Here is an 18,098-nt window from a genome sequence, read left to right as displayed (position 1 = left end):
CCAGATAACGTCTGGCAGGGGAAGCGAGGTCGGCGCGGTGACTATGCGCGACGAAGCGCGAGGCTCGGGTGCTCGGGAATCCGAGACGACGCTGCTGAATGCCGGACGGCTGAGTGTCCGCGAGCAGGTTGCCGAACAGTTCGCCAGATATCGCGCCGAGGGTGCGGATTCCGCGGGCTACGACGAATGCGGCCGGCCGACGGGCGGGTATTACGACGAGTTGGTCGATCCAACGGGTGGTGTGCGGCGCATGTGGTCGGAGTTGTCCGCGGATTTCGTGGAATTGGGCACTACGGGGCTCGGGCGGCTGGACAGCCGGGTGCGCAGGCTCATCGATGACGACGGCATCTACTACACCGAGGTGGGAGCGGCCGGCGAGCCGCCGATGCCGACCGCTTGGCGGCTGGATCCGATTCCGCTGCTGATCTCCGCCGACGACTGGACCCGGCTGGAGGCCGGGCTGGTGCAGCGCTCGCGGGTGCTCGATGAGGTGCTCACCGATATCTACGGCGCGCGCCGCACCATCACCACCGGTCTGCTGCCGCCGGAGGTGGTGTTCGGCAATAGCGGATATGTGCGCGCCGCGCATGGCATCACGATTCCCGGGCGACACCAGTTGTTTCTGCACGCCTGCGATCTCAGCCGGTGGAGCGACGGACAGTTCCGTGTGATCGCCGACTGGGCGCAGGCGCCATCGGGTGCCGGATACGCGCTGGCGGATCGGCGGGTGGTGTCGACGGCGATTCCCGAAGCCTTCGAACATTCCAATCCGCGCCCGCTCACACCGTTCGCGCGGGCCATGCGGTTGATGTTGATCGAATCCGCGCCGATGGCCGATGACGATGATCCGGTCGTCGTGGTGCTGAGTCCAGGTGTGCATTCCGAAACCGCCTTCGACCAGGCCTATCTCGCTTCGACGCTCGGTTTTCCGTTGGTGGAGAGCGCGGATCTGGTGGTGCGCGACGGTGCCCTGTGGATGCGCTCGCTCGGCACGTTGAAGCGGGTCGATGTGGTGCTGCGGCGGGTGGACGCCGAATTCTCCGATCCGCTTGACCTGCGGCCGGATTCGCGGCTCGGGGTGGTCGGGCTGGTGGAGGTGTTGCGTCGCGGTGCGGTGACCGTGGTGAATACGATCGGCAGCGGGTTGCTGGAGAATCCGGCGCTGGCCGGGTTCCTGCCGCGGATCTCGCGGGCGCTGCTCGGAGAGGAGTTGGCGCTCGAGAGCGCGCCGACGTATTGGGGTGGCAATGACAGCGAACGCTCGCATCTGATCGCGAATCTGGATCGGCTGATCATTCGTTCGGCGGTCGACGGTGCGACGCTGTTCGGTCCGGAACTGTCCAATGCGCAACGCGCGGAGCTGGCCGTTCGGATCGAGGATCGCGGCTGGCAATGGGTCGGGCAGGAGCCCGCGCAGTTCTCGGTCGCGCCCGCGGTTCAGGGTTACGGCGGGCTCACCTCGGCACCTGTTGGTATGCGGCTGTTCTCGCTCGCCCGACGCGGCGGCTATACGGCGATGGAAGGGGGCCTCGGCCAACTGCGCCAACGCCTACAGCCTGAGCGAATAGTCATAGAGGTTGCCGCCAAAGACATCTGGGTCCGCGCGGCGCCCGCCGCTGTCGCCGCCATCGGCACCGAACCCACCCACGAGGAACGCGAACGCCGCGCCCCCACCCTCGAACCGATCAGCTCTCCCCGCGTCCTCAACGACCTGTTCTGGATGGGCCGCTACAGCGAACGCGCCGAAGCCGTTGTACGACAACTGATCGCAACCCACGACTGCTACCAGGACTATCGCTACCGCCCCTGGCTGGCAGGCGCCGACGCACTGCCTGCACTGATGGCCGCACTGGCCCGCACCACGGGGACGCTGGCTCCGCTCAGTGTGCTGCCTGATGGTGCCGGTGTCGTGCAGAAGTTGCCCGCGGAACCACCTGCGTCGCAGTCGCAATCCGCGGAGCAGGGGCCGATTGCGTCGAGCTCCGCTGATTCCTCGAAGCCGATGGCGGCGATCACCGCGCGGGCGGCGGTGCCTGGGACAGGGCGGGCCGGGCATGACTATTTGGTGGCGTTGACTGTCGATCAGGATATGCCGGGGTCGATGGCGTTTGCGATCCATCGGTACGGGTCGGCGGCGCGGGCGGTGCGCGATCAGCTGTCGGTGGATACCTGGATGATTCTGGGGGCGGTGGATCGGGCGCTGGTGGAATATCGGTTCACCGGTGATGATCAGGAAACGGCATTGTCGGCGCTGCATTCGCTGTCGTTGGCGGCGCTGCTTTCGCTGTCCGGTATCGGTGCCGAATCGCTGGTGCGCGATACCGGTTGGTACGTCATGGATATCGGCAAGCGCATCGAACGGGGGCTGTCGCTGACCGCATTGCTCGCGGCCGCGCTGACGAATGCCTATCGGCCGGAAGCCGAGCGGGTGGTCATCGAAACGGTGCTGAAGGCGACCGAGTCGTCGGTGAGTTACCGTCGTCGGCACCGGGATTCGGTGCGAGTATCGGCGGTCACCGGACTGCTACTTTTCGATGCCGGGAATCCGCGCTCGCTGGCCTATCAGCTGCATCGGCTCGATGCCGACTTCCAAGCGCTGCCCGGTAATTCGCGATCCTCCCGCCCGCAACGGCTGCTGGCCGATGCCCAGCGCATGCTGCGCCGGGTAGACCCGGACGAGCTGGATGTCACCGATGCCGAGGGTCGGCGTAGCGAACTGGCCGAGTTGTTGGAGGGCGTGCATTTGCGGTTGCGCAAGATCTCCGAATCGTTCGAGACCACGAAACTGGCGCTGCCGATCGGCATCCAGCCGCTGTGGGGTAGCACGAGGGTCGTTGGATGACCGTGCCCAACGCCGCCGCCCGGCGCTATCGGGTCGAGCATCGCACCACCTACAAATATTCCGGCGAGGTCACCAGCTCCTATGGGCGCGCCTATCTCACGCCCCGGGATTTTCCCGGACAGCGCCTGCTCTCCCATGAGATCCACATCGATCCGACACCATCGGACCGCTCGATCGGCACCGATGTGTACGGCAACACCACCTCGTATTTCCATGTCACGGCCGAACATACGAAGCTCGTGGTCACCGGCGAATCCATGGTCGAGGTCGAGGTACCAGATGCCACAGCTGTGAGCGCGACCGCCGAGCCGTGGGAGCGGTCCCGTCCGTGCACCGCGAATGGCCCGCTCGCAGTGGAGTTCACCCTCGACCTGCATCCACCCGAGGTCACGCCCGAGCTCACCGCATACACCGCCGAATCTTTGAAGCCCGGCAGGCCACTACTGGAAGCGGTGACCGAACTCAACACCCGCATCTACGAAGACTTCACCTACAAATCCGGCTCGACGACGGTATCCACTAGGGTCGCCGACGTCTTCGCGGCCCGCGCGGGCGTCTGCCAGGACTTCGCCAGAATCGGCGCCGCCTGCCTACGCTCACACGGCCTGGCCGCACGCTATGTATCCGGCTACCTGGCAACTGATCCGCCGCCGGGTAAGGAACGCATGGTCGGCGCGGACGCGACCCACGCCTGGTCCGCGGTATGGGTCCCCGGCGATACCGCACACGACCGGACCGGCCACTGGATCGGCTTCGACCCGACCAACGACCAATTCGCCGACGAGCGCTACGTAACCGTCGCATGGGGCCGCGACTACGCCGACGTGCCCCCGCTGCGTGGCATCATCTACACCGACGCCAGGGAGAGCTCGATCACCGTATCCGTCGACGTGGCGCCGGTAGAGGTGTAGCGATTTGCGCGATTTCACTCGCCCGAACTGCGCCCGACAATTGGCGGTGTGGCGGAGTTCGCCGGTACTTAGGTCCCAGCGCACCGGCGACGGATTGCCTTCGAGAATTCGGTGTGCCTGTCCTGTTCCCGCCCTCTGGGTTTCAGCCTCGCCGATCGCGCACTGCTGGTGATCGGCGATCCGCCGACGGATGCGGAGTAGATCGGTCGAACGGCGTCGTCGGTCGCGCCCGGTTCCAGCTCTGCGACAACTTGCATGTGGCGGAATGCAATTGGCTGGTGCCGGTGCCCGGCACCGAGGTATCGGCCAGCGCGATCGTGCCGCCCCGTCGGGCACGTCGGAGAACGCTGACCGCGCGCACCGTTGGTGCGCGCGGTCAGCGCTGTGTGTTTCAGCCGATGCCGTTGGTCGCCATCATGTGCTCCGCGATGCCTTCCGGTCCCCATTGGTTTTGTGCCAGCGCCTCGTATACACAGATGAGCAGCAGAATCCGGGCGCGCTGTCCGGCCGTCAATTCGGTATCCAGATAAGACTCCTGGGCTCGCAGGCCGGTGCCGGATACCCGGCGCGGGCTGGGCTCCGACAGCAGCCAGAACAACTCCGGCCCGATCAAGGTCGAGCGTCCACCGGTTTCGGTGAACCAGCGCGACGAGTATTCGATCATCAACTCGATGAATGCTTCCCCGTTGCCGACCGATTCGGCGAACTGGTTCAGCGCGCCCGATCGGTCGAGGCCGCTCTGGATCACCGACGCGAGCCGGCCCGCGACCTCCCGGAATTGATCTATGCCCTGGTCTTGCCAAACGGTTATAGCCATCATTTACTCCATCGACGTGTCCGATTGTGGCTGAAGCAGTTTCGGGTCAGAAGGGGTTGATCTTTGTCTGGCCGTTCGGACCGGTGGTCACGAACGTCGGGGTGATCCACGGCGTGGCACCGGTCCTGGGCAGTGCGTTGGGCAGCACTGCTTTCGGAGCGATGAGCAGCGGATCGGTATTCTCCAGGATCACGGGAATCCGTGTCGGCACGACACGCTCGGACGGCGCTGCCGAGTTCCGATCCTCCTCCGCTGCCGAGTCCCAGTCCTCTTCCAGCGCCGCTAGGTTCCAATCGTCCTGTTCTGCTGAAACCCAATCCTCTTGTGCCGCTGGGGCGCGATCCAGTCGCGGTGCTGGAACGTGATCGTCCTGCGGTGTCGGGACGTGATCGCCCTGCCGTGTCGGGACGTGATCGCCCTGCGGTGCTGGGACGTGATCATCCTGCGCTGCCGAGGCGTGATCGTCCCGAGCTGCCTTGGCTTGCTCCTCCTGCGGCACTGGGACGTGATTCGCGGTGCGTGTGTGCCCGCGTCGGCGCCCGAACAGCATCAGGGTGAGATGCACCGCGAACAGCATCGTCATCGGCATGCCGGCGTACAGCGCCAAAGACACGGGGCTACCCCCGATTTCGCGCGCGTACTCGATATTTCCGGCCACCGATATCAGGGTCCAGAAGACGAATAGTGCCGTGGCGTACCACCAGCCCGAACTTCCCCTCCGGAAGGTGGCGGTGGCGATGATCGAACCGACGACCAGGCCATCGATGGCGATCGGCACATTCGCTGCGAGCGCTGGCGCCACCAGGTTTCGCACCGCCAGGTCGTGCAACGCGGCGAACGACATTTCGAATGACGTTAGTGCGACGACGCCGGTGACGATTGCCGAAGCATGCAACGGCCGTGGCCGCCACGCTCGTAGTCGGCTCACTAGGGACCGCCGCTCATTTGTTGGTGCCGACTGCTCTTCGAACCGATCCGATCTCGTTGGTGTGATCGTCGCCATAGCGGGAGCGTATCGTGAATCATCCGTTATTCCACCGAGGCGCAAGGGAAAAGCGCGTCGCGTTGCCCCTTTTCGCACACCGCGCGACCGACGGTGTCGGCATCACCGCGCGCCCGCGGATCACCCGCGACCAGCTTCGAATCGGCGATCAGGCGCGCAGGCGCTCGCGGCGGAGTTGGTCGACCTCGGGGAGGTGCAGGGGTGGCAGTTCGTCCACGCCGAGGACGCGGGACAGCAGCAGGTCGGCGAGTTCGGGGTTGCGGGCCAGGGCGGGTCCGTGCATGTAGGTGCCGATGGCGGAGCCCTGGACAACGCCCTCGAGGCCGTCGCCGACACCGTTGCCCACGCCGCGGGTGACGTGCGCGAGGCCGGTGGCGTCGCCGCCGAGTTTGGTTCCGCCGCGGTGGTTTTCGAAGCCGGTGAGGGCGGCGGTGAGACCAGGGAGCAGCGGCGTGGTCGTCACCTCGCCGATGGCGCGCTTGGCCTGAGGGGAGGTGGTGACATCGATGAGGCCGACGCCGTCGACACGCTCGCCGGTCGACGTCTCGTACCAGTGACCCAGCACCTGGATCGCGGCGCAGATGGCGAGTACCGGAGCGCCTTTCGCGGTGGCCCGCTGCAGCCCGGGATAGCGCTGCAGATGCCGGGTGGCCAGGCGCTGCGCCGAATCCTCGGCTCCGCCAAGGGTGTAGATGTCGAGCGACTCGGGAACCGGGTCGGACAGGGTGATTTCGACGATCTCGGCGTCATGGCCGCGCATGCGCAGGCGCTGCCGCAGCACCAGCGCATTGCCGCCGTCGCCGTAGGTGCCCATCACATCGGGCAGCACCAGGCCGATTCGTACGGTCGATTCCGTCCCATCCGTCACTGGCCACCACCCATCGTCGAATCGCTGCGCGACGCTGCCATCAGTTCTTCTCCTCCAGATCGCGGTTGAGATCGCGGAACGCGGTGTAGTTGGCCAGCACCTCGACCCGTCCCGCCGGACAGGATGCGATGGCGCGCACCGGATCCGGCACCGTTGTGTGCTCGACTCCGGCATAGGTCAGGCGCACCGCGAGATCTGTGGCGCGTTCACCGGCGGCCACCACCTGGACGCCCTCGAAATGCTCGAACCGCACATCCCACAGCCAGGACAGATCCTCGCCGTCGGGCACCTGCCCGTTCACCGCGATCACCAGCCCGGCCGAATCAGGCTCGATCATCGACAGCGCCTCCTGCCAGCCCGCCGGATTCTTCGCCAGCAGCAGCCGGGCGGCGTGCTCGCCGACCTGCACCGTCCGATAGCGACCGGCGATCTCGCGCACGGTACCCGCCGCGGTCGCCGCCGCAGCCGGATCCGCACCGAGGGCAACCGCCGCGGCGACCGCCTGCGCGGCATTGCCCTTATTGGCCCGTCCGGGCAGCGCCAATTTCAGTGGCAGCCGGACACCGTCGGGTCCGACCAGCTCGTCGCCGTCCAGCCACCAATTCGGTTCGGGCCGTTCGAAATCCGTGCCGGTACTGCGCCAATGCGCACCCTCCCAGACGATCGGCTCACCGCTGCGCGGACAGCTCGTCGCATCCATCGACCAACCGCTGCCCGCCGCGACCCACACCACATTCGGATGGTCGTAGGCAATGGAGGTCACCAGCACATCGTCGCAGTTGGCGATCACCACGGTCTGCGGATGCCGCGCCAGTCCGGCGCGCAGCTTGCGCTCGATCATATTGATCTCGCCGACCCGATCCAGCTGATCGCGGCTCAGATTGAGCAGCACCACCACGGACGGATTCAACGAATCGGTGACGTGCGGCAGATGCAGTTCATCCACCTCGATCGCGGCCAGCGGCGTCCCGCGGTGCGCGCTCAGCGCGGCCACGATGCCCGCATCCATATTCGCGCCGTCGGCCTGCGTGGCGACCTGGCCGAGGGTGCTCAATGCGGCGGTGGTCATCCTGGTGGTGGTCGACTTGCCATTGGTGCCGGTCACCAGCACCGTGCGCCGTCCCCGGCCCAGCTGATCCATGATCGTCTTATCGATCTGCAGGGCGATCAGCCCACCGATCATCGACCCCTTGCCGCGGCCCGCCTTCTGCGACGCCCACGACGCTGCCGCCGCCGCCCGCAGCGCGAGTCGCCCGCGCACCGTTATGTCTGCCACGCCGCGAGTCTATGTGTTCTGCTCGGCGGCGCATTCGCTGCGGCCCACCCGCTCGGCCGCAGTGACCCTACTCACTCCCGGTACAGCTTGGCTTGGTAATTTTCCGGCGAGTAGTAGCGCTCCAATTCCTCCACCGACTCCGTCACATTCGTCTGGACCTCCTTGACGAGCCGGGCCGTACTGGGCAGATCGTCGACCGGCCACTGCTCCGGTTCCCACAGGTGACTGCGAATGAACGCCTTGGCGCAGTGGAAGAAGATCTGCTCGATATCGACCTCGATCGCCAGGATCGGTCGATGGCCCTTGACCACCATGTCGTCGAAATACGGTGCGTCCCGAACCAGGCGGGCCCGACCGTTGATGCGCAACGTCTCGCGGCGACCCGGAATCATGAACAGCAGCCCGACGTGCGGATTACTGAGGATATTCAGGTAGCCGTCGGCCCTGCGGTTACCCGGCCGTTCCGGGATGGCGATGGTGGTGTCGTCGAGCACTTTCACGAATCCGGGCGGATCGCCCTTGGGCGAGGTATCGCAATTGCCGTCGGCATCGCTGGTACTCAAGGCAATGAACGGGGTGGCCGCTATCCAGTCGCGGTCGCGAGGATGCAGTGCCACGCGCTCCTTCGTCGCGGCTCGCGGCATGACCTCCCCGAGCAACTGCCGCAGCTCGGCCGGGTCGGTGATCTTATTGGTGTCGGTGGTCTCGCCCATAGTTCGATCAAAGCACCGGCACGGGGGCGCGGACGATCGAATTATGTTCCCGCGAGGGGAGATCGATCACAGTCGCACATCGAACAGGTTGGGCTGGCCCGCGGCGTAGCGGTCGGCATCGATGCGGCGCAGCGGCTCCAATTCGGTCGCCCGGTAGAGCGTGAACTTGCGGCAGCGTTCGGCATTCGAACCCGAAACGTCGAGAATGGCATTGACCGCGTCGCGCGCGGACTCGTTGGCGCCCTCCATGGTTGCCAGATCGACATTGGTGCGCACGTAATCGCCCGCCAGGAACAGGTTTTCGAGCGCACCGTGGGTTTCCGGTCGACACTCCCATGACCCGGCGGTGTTGATAAGCAACGGATCGGCATTGGCATTGCGCCGCTGGGATTCCTGCCAGCTGATGCCCGGATCGAGGAACCAGGAATGCAGATCGGCATCGCGCAACAGATCGTCGCGATCGTTCAGATGCGCCCGCAGCTGCGCCCACACCTCGCGCGCGATCTCCTCGTGCGTGCACTCCTTGGCAGGCTTGCCGTAGAGCATGCCGGGGGAGTTCCAATCGGAGATATCGACCGAAAGGCAGTCCTGCACCGTACCGTCGCCGAATTCGGTGAGTTTGCGCGTCCACAGCTGATTCTGGGTGATCGAGGTGAGTGACCACGGGGCGTCGATATAGGCGGTGTGACCGTGTGAAATATCCATCGGCCTGCGCAGATAGAACTGGATGCCGTTCATCCAGTCGACGAAGAGCCGATCCATCGCGGCCAATTCCGGGCGCACCTCGAGCACGTCGGGCGACCAAAGGGCGCGGGCTTGTTCGGCGGGCAGCGCGACCACGAAGTAATCCGCGTCGATGCTGCGCTGAGCGCCGTTTTCATCGACGATGCGGGCTGCGGCGATCCGCCGCTCGCGCACGTCGAGCCCGCGCACCTGTGCCCCGAGCGCGAATTCCACGCCGAGGTCGCGCAGCCGCTGCACCCACGGATCGATCCACACCGAATTGGTCGGACCGTTCAGTACCCGGTCCAGCGCCCCGTCATTGCCGATTTCGAAGGGGTTGCCCAGGAACTGTTCGCCCATGGTGCCGATGGTGCGGACGCTGGCGACGTCCTCTTTCGCGGCGACCATGATGCTGGTCAGCGTGCGCGAGAGCAGGGCGCGGAATTCGTGGGAGCGCTGGTGGCCGCCGACGAAATCGCGCCACGAGGTATTTTCCCACTGTCCCAGCCGCCGGGCATCGCAGCTGGAATTGAAGACCAGTAGGCGATCCGCGAAGTAGGCGCCCTCGTTGGCGGGCATTTTCAAGGCCGTCGCGATTGCCGCGCCCATGGTTTCACGAAATGCGTCCGGGCTGAAATTCGTGCGGGCCTTGGGGCCCAAGGGAAGTCGGAAATCATCGCCTCCCCTGCGGGCGAAACGTGCCTCCGGCACGCCGATCAGGTTATTCCAAACGCCATCCGGATTGCCCGCGAACGGAATTCGCCGCATGGTGTCCGGAATGTGCTGGTAGAAGCCGGGAAAGAAGCGGAAGCCGTGCTCACCAGGTAGCTCCGGCCGTCCGCCCGACCCACTGCCCGGCACCGGGATGCTGCGCGCCTTGCCCCCGAGCGCACGTCTTTCGAATACGGTGACCTGGAACCCACGCTCGGCCAATTCGTGTGCCGCGGTCAATCCCGCGACCCCACCGCCGAGTACCGCGACCTGCCTGCCGCCGGGATTGGCCGCGGCAGGCGCTGGTCTGAGCCCGCCGGCCGTTAGCGCCCCCGCCGTTGCTACCCCCATCGCAACCGTGCCGCGAAGCATTGTTCTTCGCGAAACGGTCCACTGTTGTTCTGCCATGCGCGTCTTTTGCTGCCTAGCCTCGGACCTGATCTCTACCGCCGCGAACACTGTAAAGCGACTGCTGGTGGGTGCGCCGACCCACCCCTGACGCCGCCGCCTGGACCTGGTCTCCCTCGCATTCGACCAGTACAGCGGGGCAGACATTACCGGGCGGTGTGACCGAGCCGAGTTGGTTTCTCGAACCGGCGTCATACGCAAACTTCGCAGGTCAGGGCGCCGTGGCGGCCGATACTTCCCAGGTGCGGAAGAAGAGGGCAGGTAAATCGCGTGCGGCTGTGCTGGGTTGTCTATCGCAGGCTGTGTTGACGAGCGTGCAATGGATCAGACATGCACCAACCAGGGTTGCCTGCCGAGCAGCGGCTCCGGTGCCGGGGTACGGTCGCACCCGGTTCCATCGCTGCTGTAATCGGCGTGGCGGTCGGCTCGGGCCGACTCCAACCAGGGTTGTGTGCGCAGGGGTGGCTCCGGCGCTGGGACAGGGTCGAATCCGGTTTGGCCGTTGCGGTAGTCGTATCGGGGTCGGCTCAGGCCTGCACCAATCGGGGTTGCGTGCCCAGGGCCGGTTCCGACACCGATTCCGCCGCTGGGGCGTTCGCATCGCGGCGGCTCGCCTTCGTCGCCGCGAACGCACCCGCGATCACGATGGCTCCGCCGAGCAGCGACAGTGGCGTCGGGTCCTCGCCGAAGGCGGCCCAGGCGGCGAGGATGCCGACCACCGGGACCAGCAGGGACATGGGCGCGACCGTGCTGACCGGGTATCGGCTCATCAGGTAGGTCCACAGGCCCGAGCCCGCGATGGTGCCGAGCGCGACGATGTAGGCGAGGCCGAACAGTGCGTGCCAGCCGCCGGGGGAGGTGACATCGGTCAAGGCGTGCAAGCCGGTAGTCGGTCCTTCGATGAATGCGGACAGCGCGAACATCGGGATCGGCGGCACGACCGTCATCCAGAGCGTCAGATGCAGCGGTTCGACATCGCCGGACGCCGTGGCCAATCGTGAACCGATATTGCCGAAGGCCCAGCCCAGACCACCCGCCAGCGTTAGCAGCACCGGCAGCAGCGCCGCTTGCTGTGCGCGATCGAGCCCGATCACCACAATGCCCGCCACGGCGACGGCAATGCCGAGCAACTGGGTCCCCCGCAGCCGCTCTCGCAGGAACAGCGCGCCCAGGACCACGGTGAACGGCGCGGAGGATTGCAGCACCAGCGAGGACAACCCGGTCGGCATGCCCGCACGCATCGCGGTGAACAGAAAGGCGAACTGCAGAATCCCGAATCCGATCCCATACAGCAGCAACCACCGCAGCGGCACCTTCGGCCGCGGCACGAACACCAACACCGGCACCGCGATCACCGCGAACCGCAGCGCAGCGAAAAAGAACGGCGGAAAGTGGTCCAGCCCTACCCGGATAGCAATGAAGTTCAGGCCCCAGAGCAGGACAACGGTAAGCCCGAGCAAGCGATCACGATTGGTCACATTCCTTATCGTCGGTAATGAAACTGATAAGAACAATCGAATAAATATGCACTATCGATGTAGCATCGCTTAATGGTTTTGGACGTGCGGGTTGGGCCACCGATGGCGGTTGAGCGGCTGCGGGTGCTGCGGGAGTTCGCGGATCGCGGGACTATCGCAGCTGTGGCCGAGGCACTTTCGATGACTCCTTCCGCGGTATCGCAGCAGCTCAAGGTGCTTGCCAAGGAAGCGGGTGTCGCGTTGCTCGAGCCGGATGGGCGGCGGGTTCGGCTCACCGATGCGGGGCAGGCGCTTGTGGTGCGTGCTGATGAGGTACTTGCCGCGATGGATCGTGCGGTTGCGGAGATGGCGCACTATCGCGGGTCCGCGCGTGGCCGGGTTCGGGTCGCGCTGTTCCCGTCCGGCGCGGCGCTGCTGCTGCCACGGGTGCTGCCTGCGCTGGCCGACAGTGGTGTCGAGGTTGTCGCCCGTGACGAGGATCTGCCGCCGACTGAAGTGCCGCGGCTGCTGGCCGACTACGACATCGTCCTCACACACCGCGACGAGCGCTCGCCGGGTATCGCGGGCCCTCGCGTCAGCACCACGGTTATCATGCGCGAACCCACCGATGTCGTTGTCGCACCGACCCATCCGCTCGCGACTCGCACCGAGGTGACCCCGGCCGAACTCGCCGAGGAAACCTGGCTCAGCGTGCGCGGCGGCTTCCCGGTCGACGACGTGCTGCGCTCGATCGCCACCATGACCGGTGTCCAACCTCGTATTGCCCAGCGCCTCAACGACTTCCGCGTCATCGAAACCATCGTCGCCGCCAACTACGGCGTCGCCCTCATGCCGCGCTGGGCGGTGGCCCACCCGGACCTCGCCGTGCTACGCCTGTCCGGCGTCCGCGCCGCCCGCCTCTACGAATTGGCTACCCGCCCCCACACCGTGACCCGCCCCGCCATAGCCACCGTCCTGCAAGCCTTCCGAACTGCGGCTACCGAAGTCGCCGCCGAATAGCGGCCGAATCAACGCTGGCGCAAACCATGTGGCCTCCGCACACAGGTTGCAACCTATGCGAGGGTGCCCATCGCTGTGCGTCATGTGAATTCTCGAGCCTTCCCACACCACCGCAGCCGAAGTCGCCGCGGAGTAGTCGCTCACGCAGCGTTGGCGACGACCGTGTGGCACGGTCACACCGGTTGCGGTCTATGCGAGGGTGTCACACGGTCTGCGCCAGGAATTCTCGGGATACGCGGCAGGCCTCGGATGCTCAATCCGTTGGCCGCCATGGCGACGACGGATCGAACCTGTCTCGGACAACGTGCTTCGAAACGCTAGTAGTGCCGGGGCGGGCCCGGGCGGTACTGCTGGTTGCCGATGTAGCCGAAATCGTCGGCGACCATGGCGGCCAGTTCCAGGAGTGCGCGCCGGGTCGGCTTGCTCACCAGTTCCAGGTCGATCTCGGCGCCCTCGGCGAGGTGGTCGTCGAAGGGCACCACCTGGACCGCGCGGGTGCGGTCGAGGAACAGTTTGCGTAGCTGGTCCAGGTCGACGGTGGAGGCACCGCGGCGAGATGCGTTGACCACCACCACGGTTCGCTCGACCAACTTGCCGTAGCCATGGTGGTCCAGCCAGTCCAGGGTGGCCGAGGCGCTGCGGGCGCCGTCGATGGCGGGTGAGGTCACCAGCACCAGTGAGCTGGCCATATCGAGCACACCGGCCATGGCCGAATGCATCAGACCGGTACCGCAGTCGGTGAGGATGATGTTGTAGAACGACTGCAGGATGCTGATGGCCTGGCGGTAATCGGCCTCGCTGAAGGCTTCGGAAACCGCAGGGTCCTGTTCACTGGCAAGCACTTCCAGTCGGCTCGGCGCCTGGGACGTATGCGCCCGGACATCGGAGTACCTGCTGATGTGCTGATCCTCGAGCAGATTGCGCACGGTGGAGCGGGTCTGGCGCGGCACACGATGCGCCAGGGTGCCGAGGTCGGGATTGGCGTCGATCGCGATGACTCGGTCGCCGCGCAGCGAGGAGAACGTCGATCCGAGCCCGACCGTGGTCGTGGTCTTGCCGACGCCGCCCTTGAGCGAGAGGATCGCGATCCGATAGTCCCCGCGCACCGGCTGATTCACCCGGTCGACCAGATCGCGGTAGACGACATCGGCCGCGGACTCCCCCGGATTGATCATGCCGCCGGAAGCCTTGTGCACCGCGCGCCGCCAGCCACTGCGCGGCGCCTTGCGCGCCCGCTTGAGCAGGTTCAGGTCATTGACCGAATGTCCCGGTTGGCCGGGCTGCGGCACATGCTGCGGCTGGAACGGCAGCTGGGTATTCGGCGGGCCGCCTTGCCATCCCGGCGGCGGGCCCTGTTCGGTATACGGCATCATGCCGGTGCCCGGACCTTGCTCGCCATACGGCATCAGACCGGTGCCCGGCCCCTGCTCGGCGTACGGCAGCTGCCCGGTGTGCGGCCCTTGCTCGGCGTACGGCAGCTGCCCGGTGTGCGGTTGCTGGCCCATCGGTGGTTGCTGGCCCACGGGTGGTTGTCCCATCGGGGGCTGTTGTCCCATGGGCGGCTGCTGATACATCGGCGGCTGCTGCACCGGCGGTGGCGGCGCCCAACTGTAGATCGGCGGCTCGGGCGGACTTTCCGCCGGGACCCGTCGGACCAGCCCATCGGGCCCGATCTCCTGCCGGTACTCGCCATAGGACGGCTCGGGCTGAACCGGATGGTTTCCGCTCTGGCCGGGACCCGGCTGATGCGACTGCGCGAATTGACCGGTGTTGTAAGGCGTTCCGGGCGGCGCGAAAACCTCGGGCGGTCCGTACTGCTGCTGCGGCGGCACTCCGGCCTGCGGGTAGTTGGTCTGATCCGTTGGCCCGCCCGGGTATCCGGTGAACTCCGACTGTTCGGACTCGTCGGGCTGTTCGGTAACCTCGGCGGCCTCATGCTCGTCGGTTGCGGGCTCCGCGTCGACGGGTGCGGACTCGGCCGCTTCATCCGGCGCCGAGGAGTCGGTGGTGACCTCGGCCGTATCCACCGAATGACTCTGCAGCCAGGGCGGAGAAGTCGGGTTGTGGTCGTTAGTTGTCACAGTTCCCCCATCTGCTCGGTAATTCGAGCAGAGAGCTCGGCGCTTGAATGCGAATCAACGCTAGCACGGGGTATTCGGCCCCGCGCCGTGGTATACACGGCCGCCGCGTCGCGTCAAACACCGCGACCAGCCGTAACTCGAAAACACTGTCCAACAGCAAGTTCGAGAGCCGGGCGCCCGGGTCGGCGACGAATTGTCACCAACGGATGCCCGGCCCCCACCGTACTCTCAGGTCTGAGCCGAGGTGTCCCGATCGATCGGACCGAATCAGTTGACCCGCTTCCGGGCCGACCTTCGGACCCGAATCGCGCAGTCGGACTCAGCGTTCCCGTGCTCGCCGACGCAACGTGCAGACTCCGCTTATCGGCTCGGTCCGGCGACTCCGGCTCAGTGCGCCCGGTTCACCGCCGACACCACGGCCCGCAGCGAGGCGGTCGTAATCGAGGTGGCGATGCCGACACCCCACACCACCTTGTCGCCGATCGCGCACTCCACATACGCCGCGGCCTGCGCGTCGTCACCTGCCGACATCGCGTGTTCGGAGTAATCCAGCACGCGCACATCGAATCCGACCGTCGCGATCGCATCGACGAAGGCGGCGAGCGGTCCATTGCCCGCGCCGGTGACTTCCTGCTCGACGCCCTCGACCTTCACCACCGCGGTAATCGAGTCCACGCCGCCGTCGGTCTCGGAGGCGGTCACCTTCTGCCGCATCCGCTCCAGCGGACGGATCGGGCTCAGGTATTCGTCGGCGAAGACATCCCACATCTCCTTGGGCGAAACCTCGCCGCCCTCACCGTCGGTGATCTTCTGGATCGCCTGGGAGAACTCGATCTGCAGCCGGCGCGGCAGCACCAGTCCGTGATCGGTCTTCATGATGTAGGCGACGCCGCCCTTACCGGACTGCGAGTTGACCCGAATGACGGCCTCGTAGGTGCGGCCCACATCCTTGGGGTCGATCGGCAGGTACGGCACCTCCCAGACGATGTCGTCGATATCGGATTCTGCGGCGTCGGCCGCGGTCTTCATCGCGTCCAGACCCTTGTTGATCGCGTCCTGATGCGAACCGGAGAACGCGGTGTAGACCAGATCGCCGCCGTAGGGGTGGCGCTCGTGCACCGGCAGCTGGTTGCAGTATTCGACGGTGCGGCGGATCTCGTCGATATCGGAGAAGTTGATCTGCGGATCCACACCGCGGGAGAACAAATTCATCCCCAGCGTCACCAGGCAGACATTGCCGGTGCGCTCACCGTTGCCGAACAGGCAGCCCTCGATGCGATCGGCACCGGCCTGGTAGCCCAGTTCGGCGGCGGCCACTGCGGTACCTCGGTCGTTGTGCGGATGCAGCGACAGCACGATCGAATCGCGGCGGGCCAGGTTGCGGCTCATCCACTCGATCGAATCGGCGTACACATTCGGGGTCGCCATCTCGACGGTCGCGGGCAGATTGATGATCATCGGCTTGTCGGGGGTGGGCGCGATGATCTCGGTCACCGCGTCGCACACCTCCTTGGCGTAGGACAGTTCGGTGCCGGTGTAGGACTCCGGGCTGTACTCGTAGCGCCAGTTGGTGTCCGGATACTTCTGTTCGATCTGCAGGCACAGCTCGGCGGCATCGGTCGCGATCTTCTTCACCGCCGCCTGGTCCGCGCGGAACACCACACGCCGCTGCAGGACCGAGGTCGAGTTGTAGAAGTGCACGATCACATTGGTCGCACCGGCGCACGCCTCGAAGGTGCGCTCGATCAGTTCGGCGCGACACTGGGTCAGCACCTGGATGGTGACGTCGTCGGGAATCGCTCCGTCCTCGATGATCTCGCGGACGAAGTCGAAATCGGTCTGACTGGCCGAGGGGAAGCCGACCTCGATCTCCTTGTAGCCCATCCGCACCAGTAGGTCGAACATGCGGCGCTTGCGGGCCGGGCTCATCGGGTCGATCAGGGCCTGGTTGCCGTCGCGCAGGTCGACGGCGCACCAGCCGGGAGCGCGATCGATGATCTTGTCCGGCCAGGTGCGGTCGGGCAGCGTGATCGGCTCGACCTCCTCGGCGAAGGGCCGGTAGCGGAAGGTTGGCATGGACGAGTTCTTCTGCCGGTTCCAGACGGGCTGGTCGGCAGGCGCGGGCTTACTCGGAGCCGTAATGGTGCGCGAGCCGGATACGTAGGCGTCAGCGGGGGACATGCGGTTTCTCCAGGGTGTGGTGGATCCCAGTTGTCGGGTCGACCGGCGCGGCAGGACCCCGCGACGGGAGGCCGGTCCGATCAGACCCCGTCGCGGCGGCCGAGAAGAAGTGCCCGCTGCATGATGCCGGCGAGTTTACCGTGCCTCGACGCCTCGCCGAAAGCCCGGTCCCCATCGTCCGGTCATCCGACGTAACGATTAGCGTTCCGACCGGCTGGAGGTAGGTTCATATGACTTGGCTGGAACAACTGGCGGTCTTCGGCGCGGGCATCGCGGCGGGCGGCATCAACACCATTGTGGGATCGGGCACACTGATCACCTTCCCGGTACTGCTCGCCTTCGGAATTCCGCCGGTCACGGCGAATGTGTCGAACACCATCGGTCTGGTTCCCGGTGGCGTGAGCGGGGCGTACGGCTATCGGCGCGAACTCGAAGGGCAGCGGGCCAGGTTGGTCCGGCTCGGCAGCGCGTCCCTGCTCGGCGGCACCACCGGCGCGATCCTGCTGCTCATCCTGCCCGCCGCGGCCTTCAAGGCGATCGTGCCGGTGCTGATCATCGCGGCGCTGATCCTGGTCGTGGTTCAGCCGCGGCTGGCGCGCTGGGTGAAGGAACGTCGCGCGGCCGATACCGGTCCGGCGCCCGAACACGGTGGCCTGATCCTGTACGTCGCGATATTTCTGTGCGGCATCTACGGCGGCTATTTCGGCGCGGCCCAGGGCGTGTTGTTGATCGGTTTGCTCGGAGTGTTCGTGCACGAGGACATCCAACGGCTCAACGGGGTCAAGAATGTGCTCGGTCTGCTGGTGAACGCGGTTTCCGCGGTGGTGTTCACGATGATCGCCGACGTCGACTGGCGGGTCGCCGCGCTGATCGCGGTCGGCTCGATCATCGGCGGCGTACTCGGCGCGAAGCTGGGCAGGCGGATGCCGCCAACCGCATTGCGTGCGGTGATCGTCGTGGTTGGCGGCATTGCGGTCGTCCGATTGCTGATGACCTAGGTCGTGTTTCGAAAGTCGGGTCACCGTAGCCACAGGTCGATGGCGGCGATGTGGACGGTAGCCAGGAAGCGGACGGCGAGTTTGTCGTA

At 66.0% G+C, this 18,098-nt stretch carries 13 protein-coding genes and 1 pseudogene; 5 read left to right on the top strand and 9 right to left on the bottom strand.

The window, feature by feature from the left end; all coding sequences use genetic code 11:
• Window positions 1-43: 43 nt before the first annotated feature.
• The 3 genes and pseudogenes from AB0J47_RS38545 to AB0J47_RS38535 form a co-directional block, all read left to right on the top strand.
• Window positions 44-2,842, top strand: a complete 2,799-nt coding sequence (locus AB0J47_RS38545; RefSeq protein WP_364358432.1) for a circularly permuted type 2 ATP-grasp protein — start codon at window positions 44-46, stop codon at window positions 2,840-2,842.
• Window positions 2,839-3,753: a transglutaminase family protein gene (locus AB0J47_RS38540; RefSeq protein ID WP_364358357.1), complete on the top strand. Its 915-nt coding sequence runs from the start codon at window positions 2,839-2,841 to the stop codon at window positions 3,751-3,753. Before AB0J47_RS38545 ends, AB0J47_RS38540 begins: the two co-directional genes overlap by 4 nt.
• A 93-nt stretch (window positions 3,754-3,846) precedes the next feature.
• Window positions 3,847-4,034: pseudogene (locus AB0J47_RS38535) on the top strand (zinc-ribbon domain-containing protein); the annotation flags it as partial.
• Window positions 4,035-4,144: 110 nt separating this feature from the next.
• Here AB0J47_RS38535 and AB0J47_RS38530 read toward each other — a convergent pair.
• The 7 genes from AB0J47_RS38530 to AB0J47_RS38500 form a co-directional block, all read right to left on the bottom strand.
• On the bottom strand, window positions 4,145-4,570 hold the full coding sequence (locus AB0J47_RS38530; RefSeq protein ID WP_364358354.1) for a hypothetical protein: 426 nt from the start codon (window positions 4,568-4,570) through the stop codon (window positions 4,145-4,147).
• A gap of 46 nt (window positions 4,571-4,616) precedes the next feature.
• Complete coding sequence (locus tag AB0J47_RS38525) at window positions 4,617-5,573, bottom strand: DUF2637 domain-containing protein (RefSeq protein WP_364358351.1); 957 nt, start codon at window positions 5,571-5,573, stop codon at window positions 4,617-4,619.
• Between the two features lie 148 nt (window positions 5,574-5,721).
• Entirely contained in the window at window positions 5,722-6,441 is a 720-nt protein-coding gene (locus AB0J47_RS38520) for a glutamine amidotransferase (RefSeq protein ID WP_364358348.1), read from the bottom strand.
• A 40-nt stretch (window positions 6,442-6,481) separates the two neighbouring features.
• Window positions 6,482-7,717, bottom strand: a complete 1,236-nt coding sequence (locus AB0J47_RS38515; RefSeq protein ID WP_364358345.1) for a MurT ligase domain-containing protein — start codon at window positions 7,715-7,717, stop codon at window positions 6,482-6,484.
• 71 nt (window positions 7,718-7,788) lie between these two features.
• Window positions 7,789-8,430: a pyridoxamine 5'-phosphate oxidase family protein gene (locus tag AB0J47_RS38510; protein WP_364358342.1), complete on the bottom strand. Its 642-nt coding sequence runs from the start codon at window positions 8,428-8,430 to the stop codon at window positions 7,789-7,791.
• A gap of 66 nt (window positions 8,431-8,496) precedes the next feature.
• Entirely contained in the window at window positions 8,497-10,215 is a 1,719-nt protein-coding gene (locus AB0J47_RS38505) for an FAD-dependent oxidoreductase (RefSeq protein WP_364358339.1), read from the bottom strand.
• Window positions 10,216-10,799: 584 nt separating this feature from the next.
• Window positions 10,800-11,750: an EamA family transporter gene (locus AB0J47_RS38500; RefSeq protein WP_364358336.1), complete on the bottom strand. Its 951-nt coding sequence runs from the start codon at window positions 11,748-11,750 to the stop codon at window positions 10,800-10,802.
• A gap of 102 nt (window positions 11,751-11,852) precedes the next feature.
• On the opposite strand from AB0J47_RS38500, the gene AB0J47_RS38495 reads away from it, so the two are divergent.
• Window positions 11,853-12,749 carry a LysR family transcriptional regulator gene (locus tag AB0J47_RS38495; protein WP_364358429.1) on the top strand — a complete coding sequence of 299 codons (897 nt, stop codon included), beginning with the start codon at window positions 11,853-11,855 and terminating at the stop codon, window positions 12,747-12,749.
• A gap of 317 nt (window positions 12,750-13,066) precedes the next feature.
• Here the strand turns inward: AB0J47_RS38495 and AB0J47_RS38490 are convergent, their stop codons facing one another.
• A complete protein-coding gene (locus AB0J47_RS38490; RefSeq protein ID WP_364358333.1) occupies window positions 13,067-14,776 on the bottom strand; it encodes an AAA family ATPase in 1,710 nt (569 codons plus the stop codon).
• 441 nt (window positions 14,777-15,217) lie between these two features.
• Window positions 15,218-17,011: a 2-isopropylmalate synthase gene (gene leuA, locus AB0J47_RS38485; protein WP_364358330.1), complete on the bottom strand. Its 1,794-nt coding sequence runs from the start codon at window positions 17,009-17,011 to the stop codon at window positions 15,218-15,220.
• 230 nt (window positions 17,012-17,241) lie between these two features.
• Here leuA and AB0J47_RS38480 point away from each other — a divergent pair, with 230 nt between their 5' ends.
• Entirely contained in the window at window positions 17,242-18,009 is a 768-nt protein-coding gene (locus AB0J47_RS38480; RefSeq protein ID WP_364358327.1) for a sulfite exporter TauE/SafE family protein, read from the top strand.
• The last annotated feature ends 89 nt before the right edge of the window (window positions 18,010-18,098 follow it).

The sequence above is a fragment of the Nocardia sp. NPDC049737 genome, from assembly GCF_040674755.1.
Taxonomy (GTDB): Bacteria; Actinomycetota; Actinomycetes; order Mycobacteriales; family Mycobacteriaceae; genus Nocardia.
Note: the sequence above shows the minus strand (reverse complement) of the source record. Positions and strands in the feature narration are given on the sequence as shown.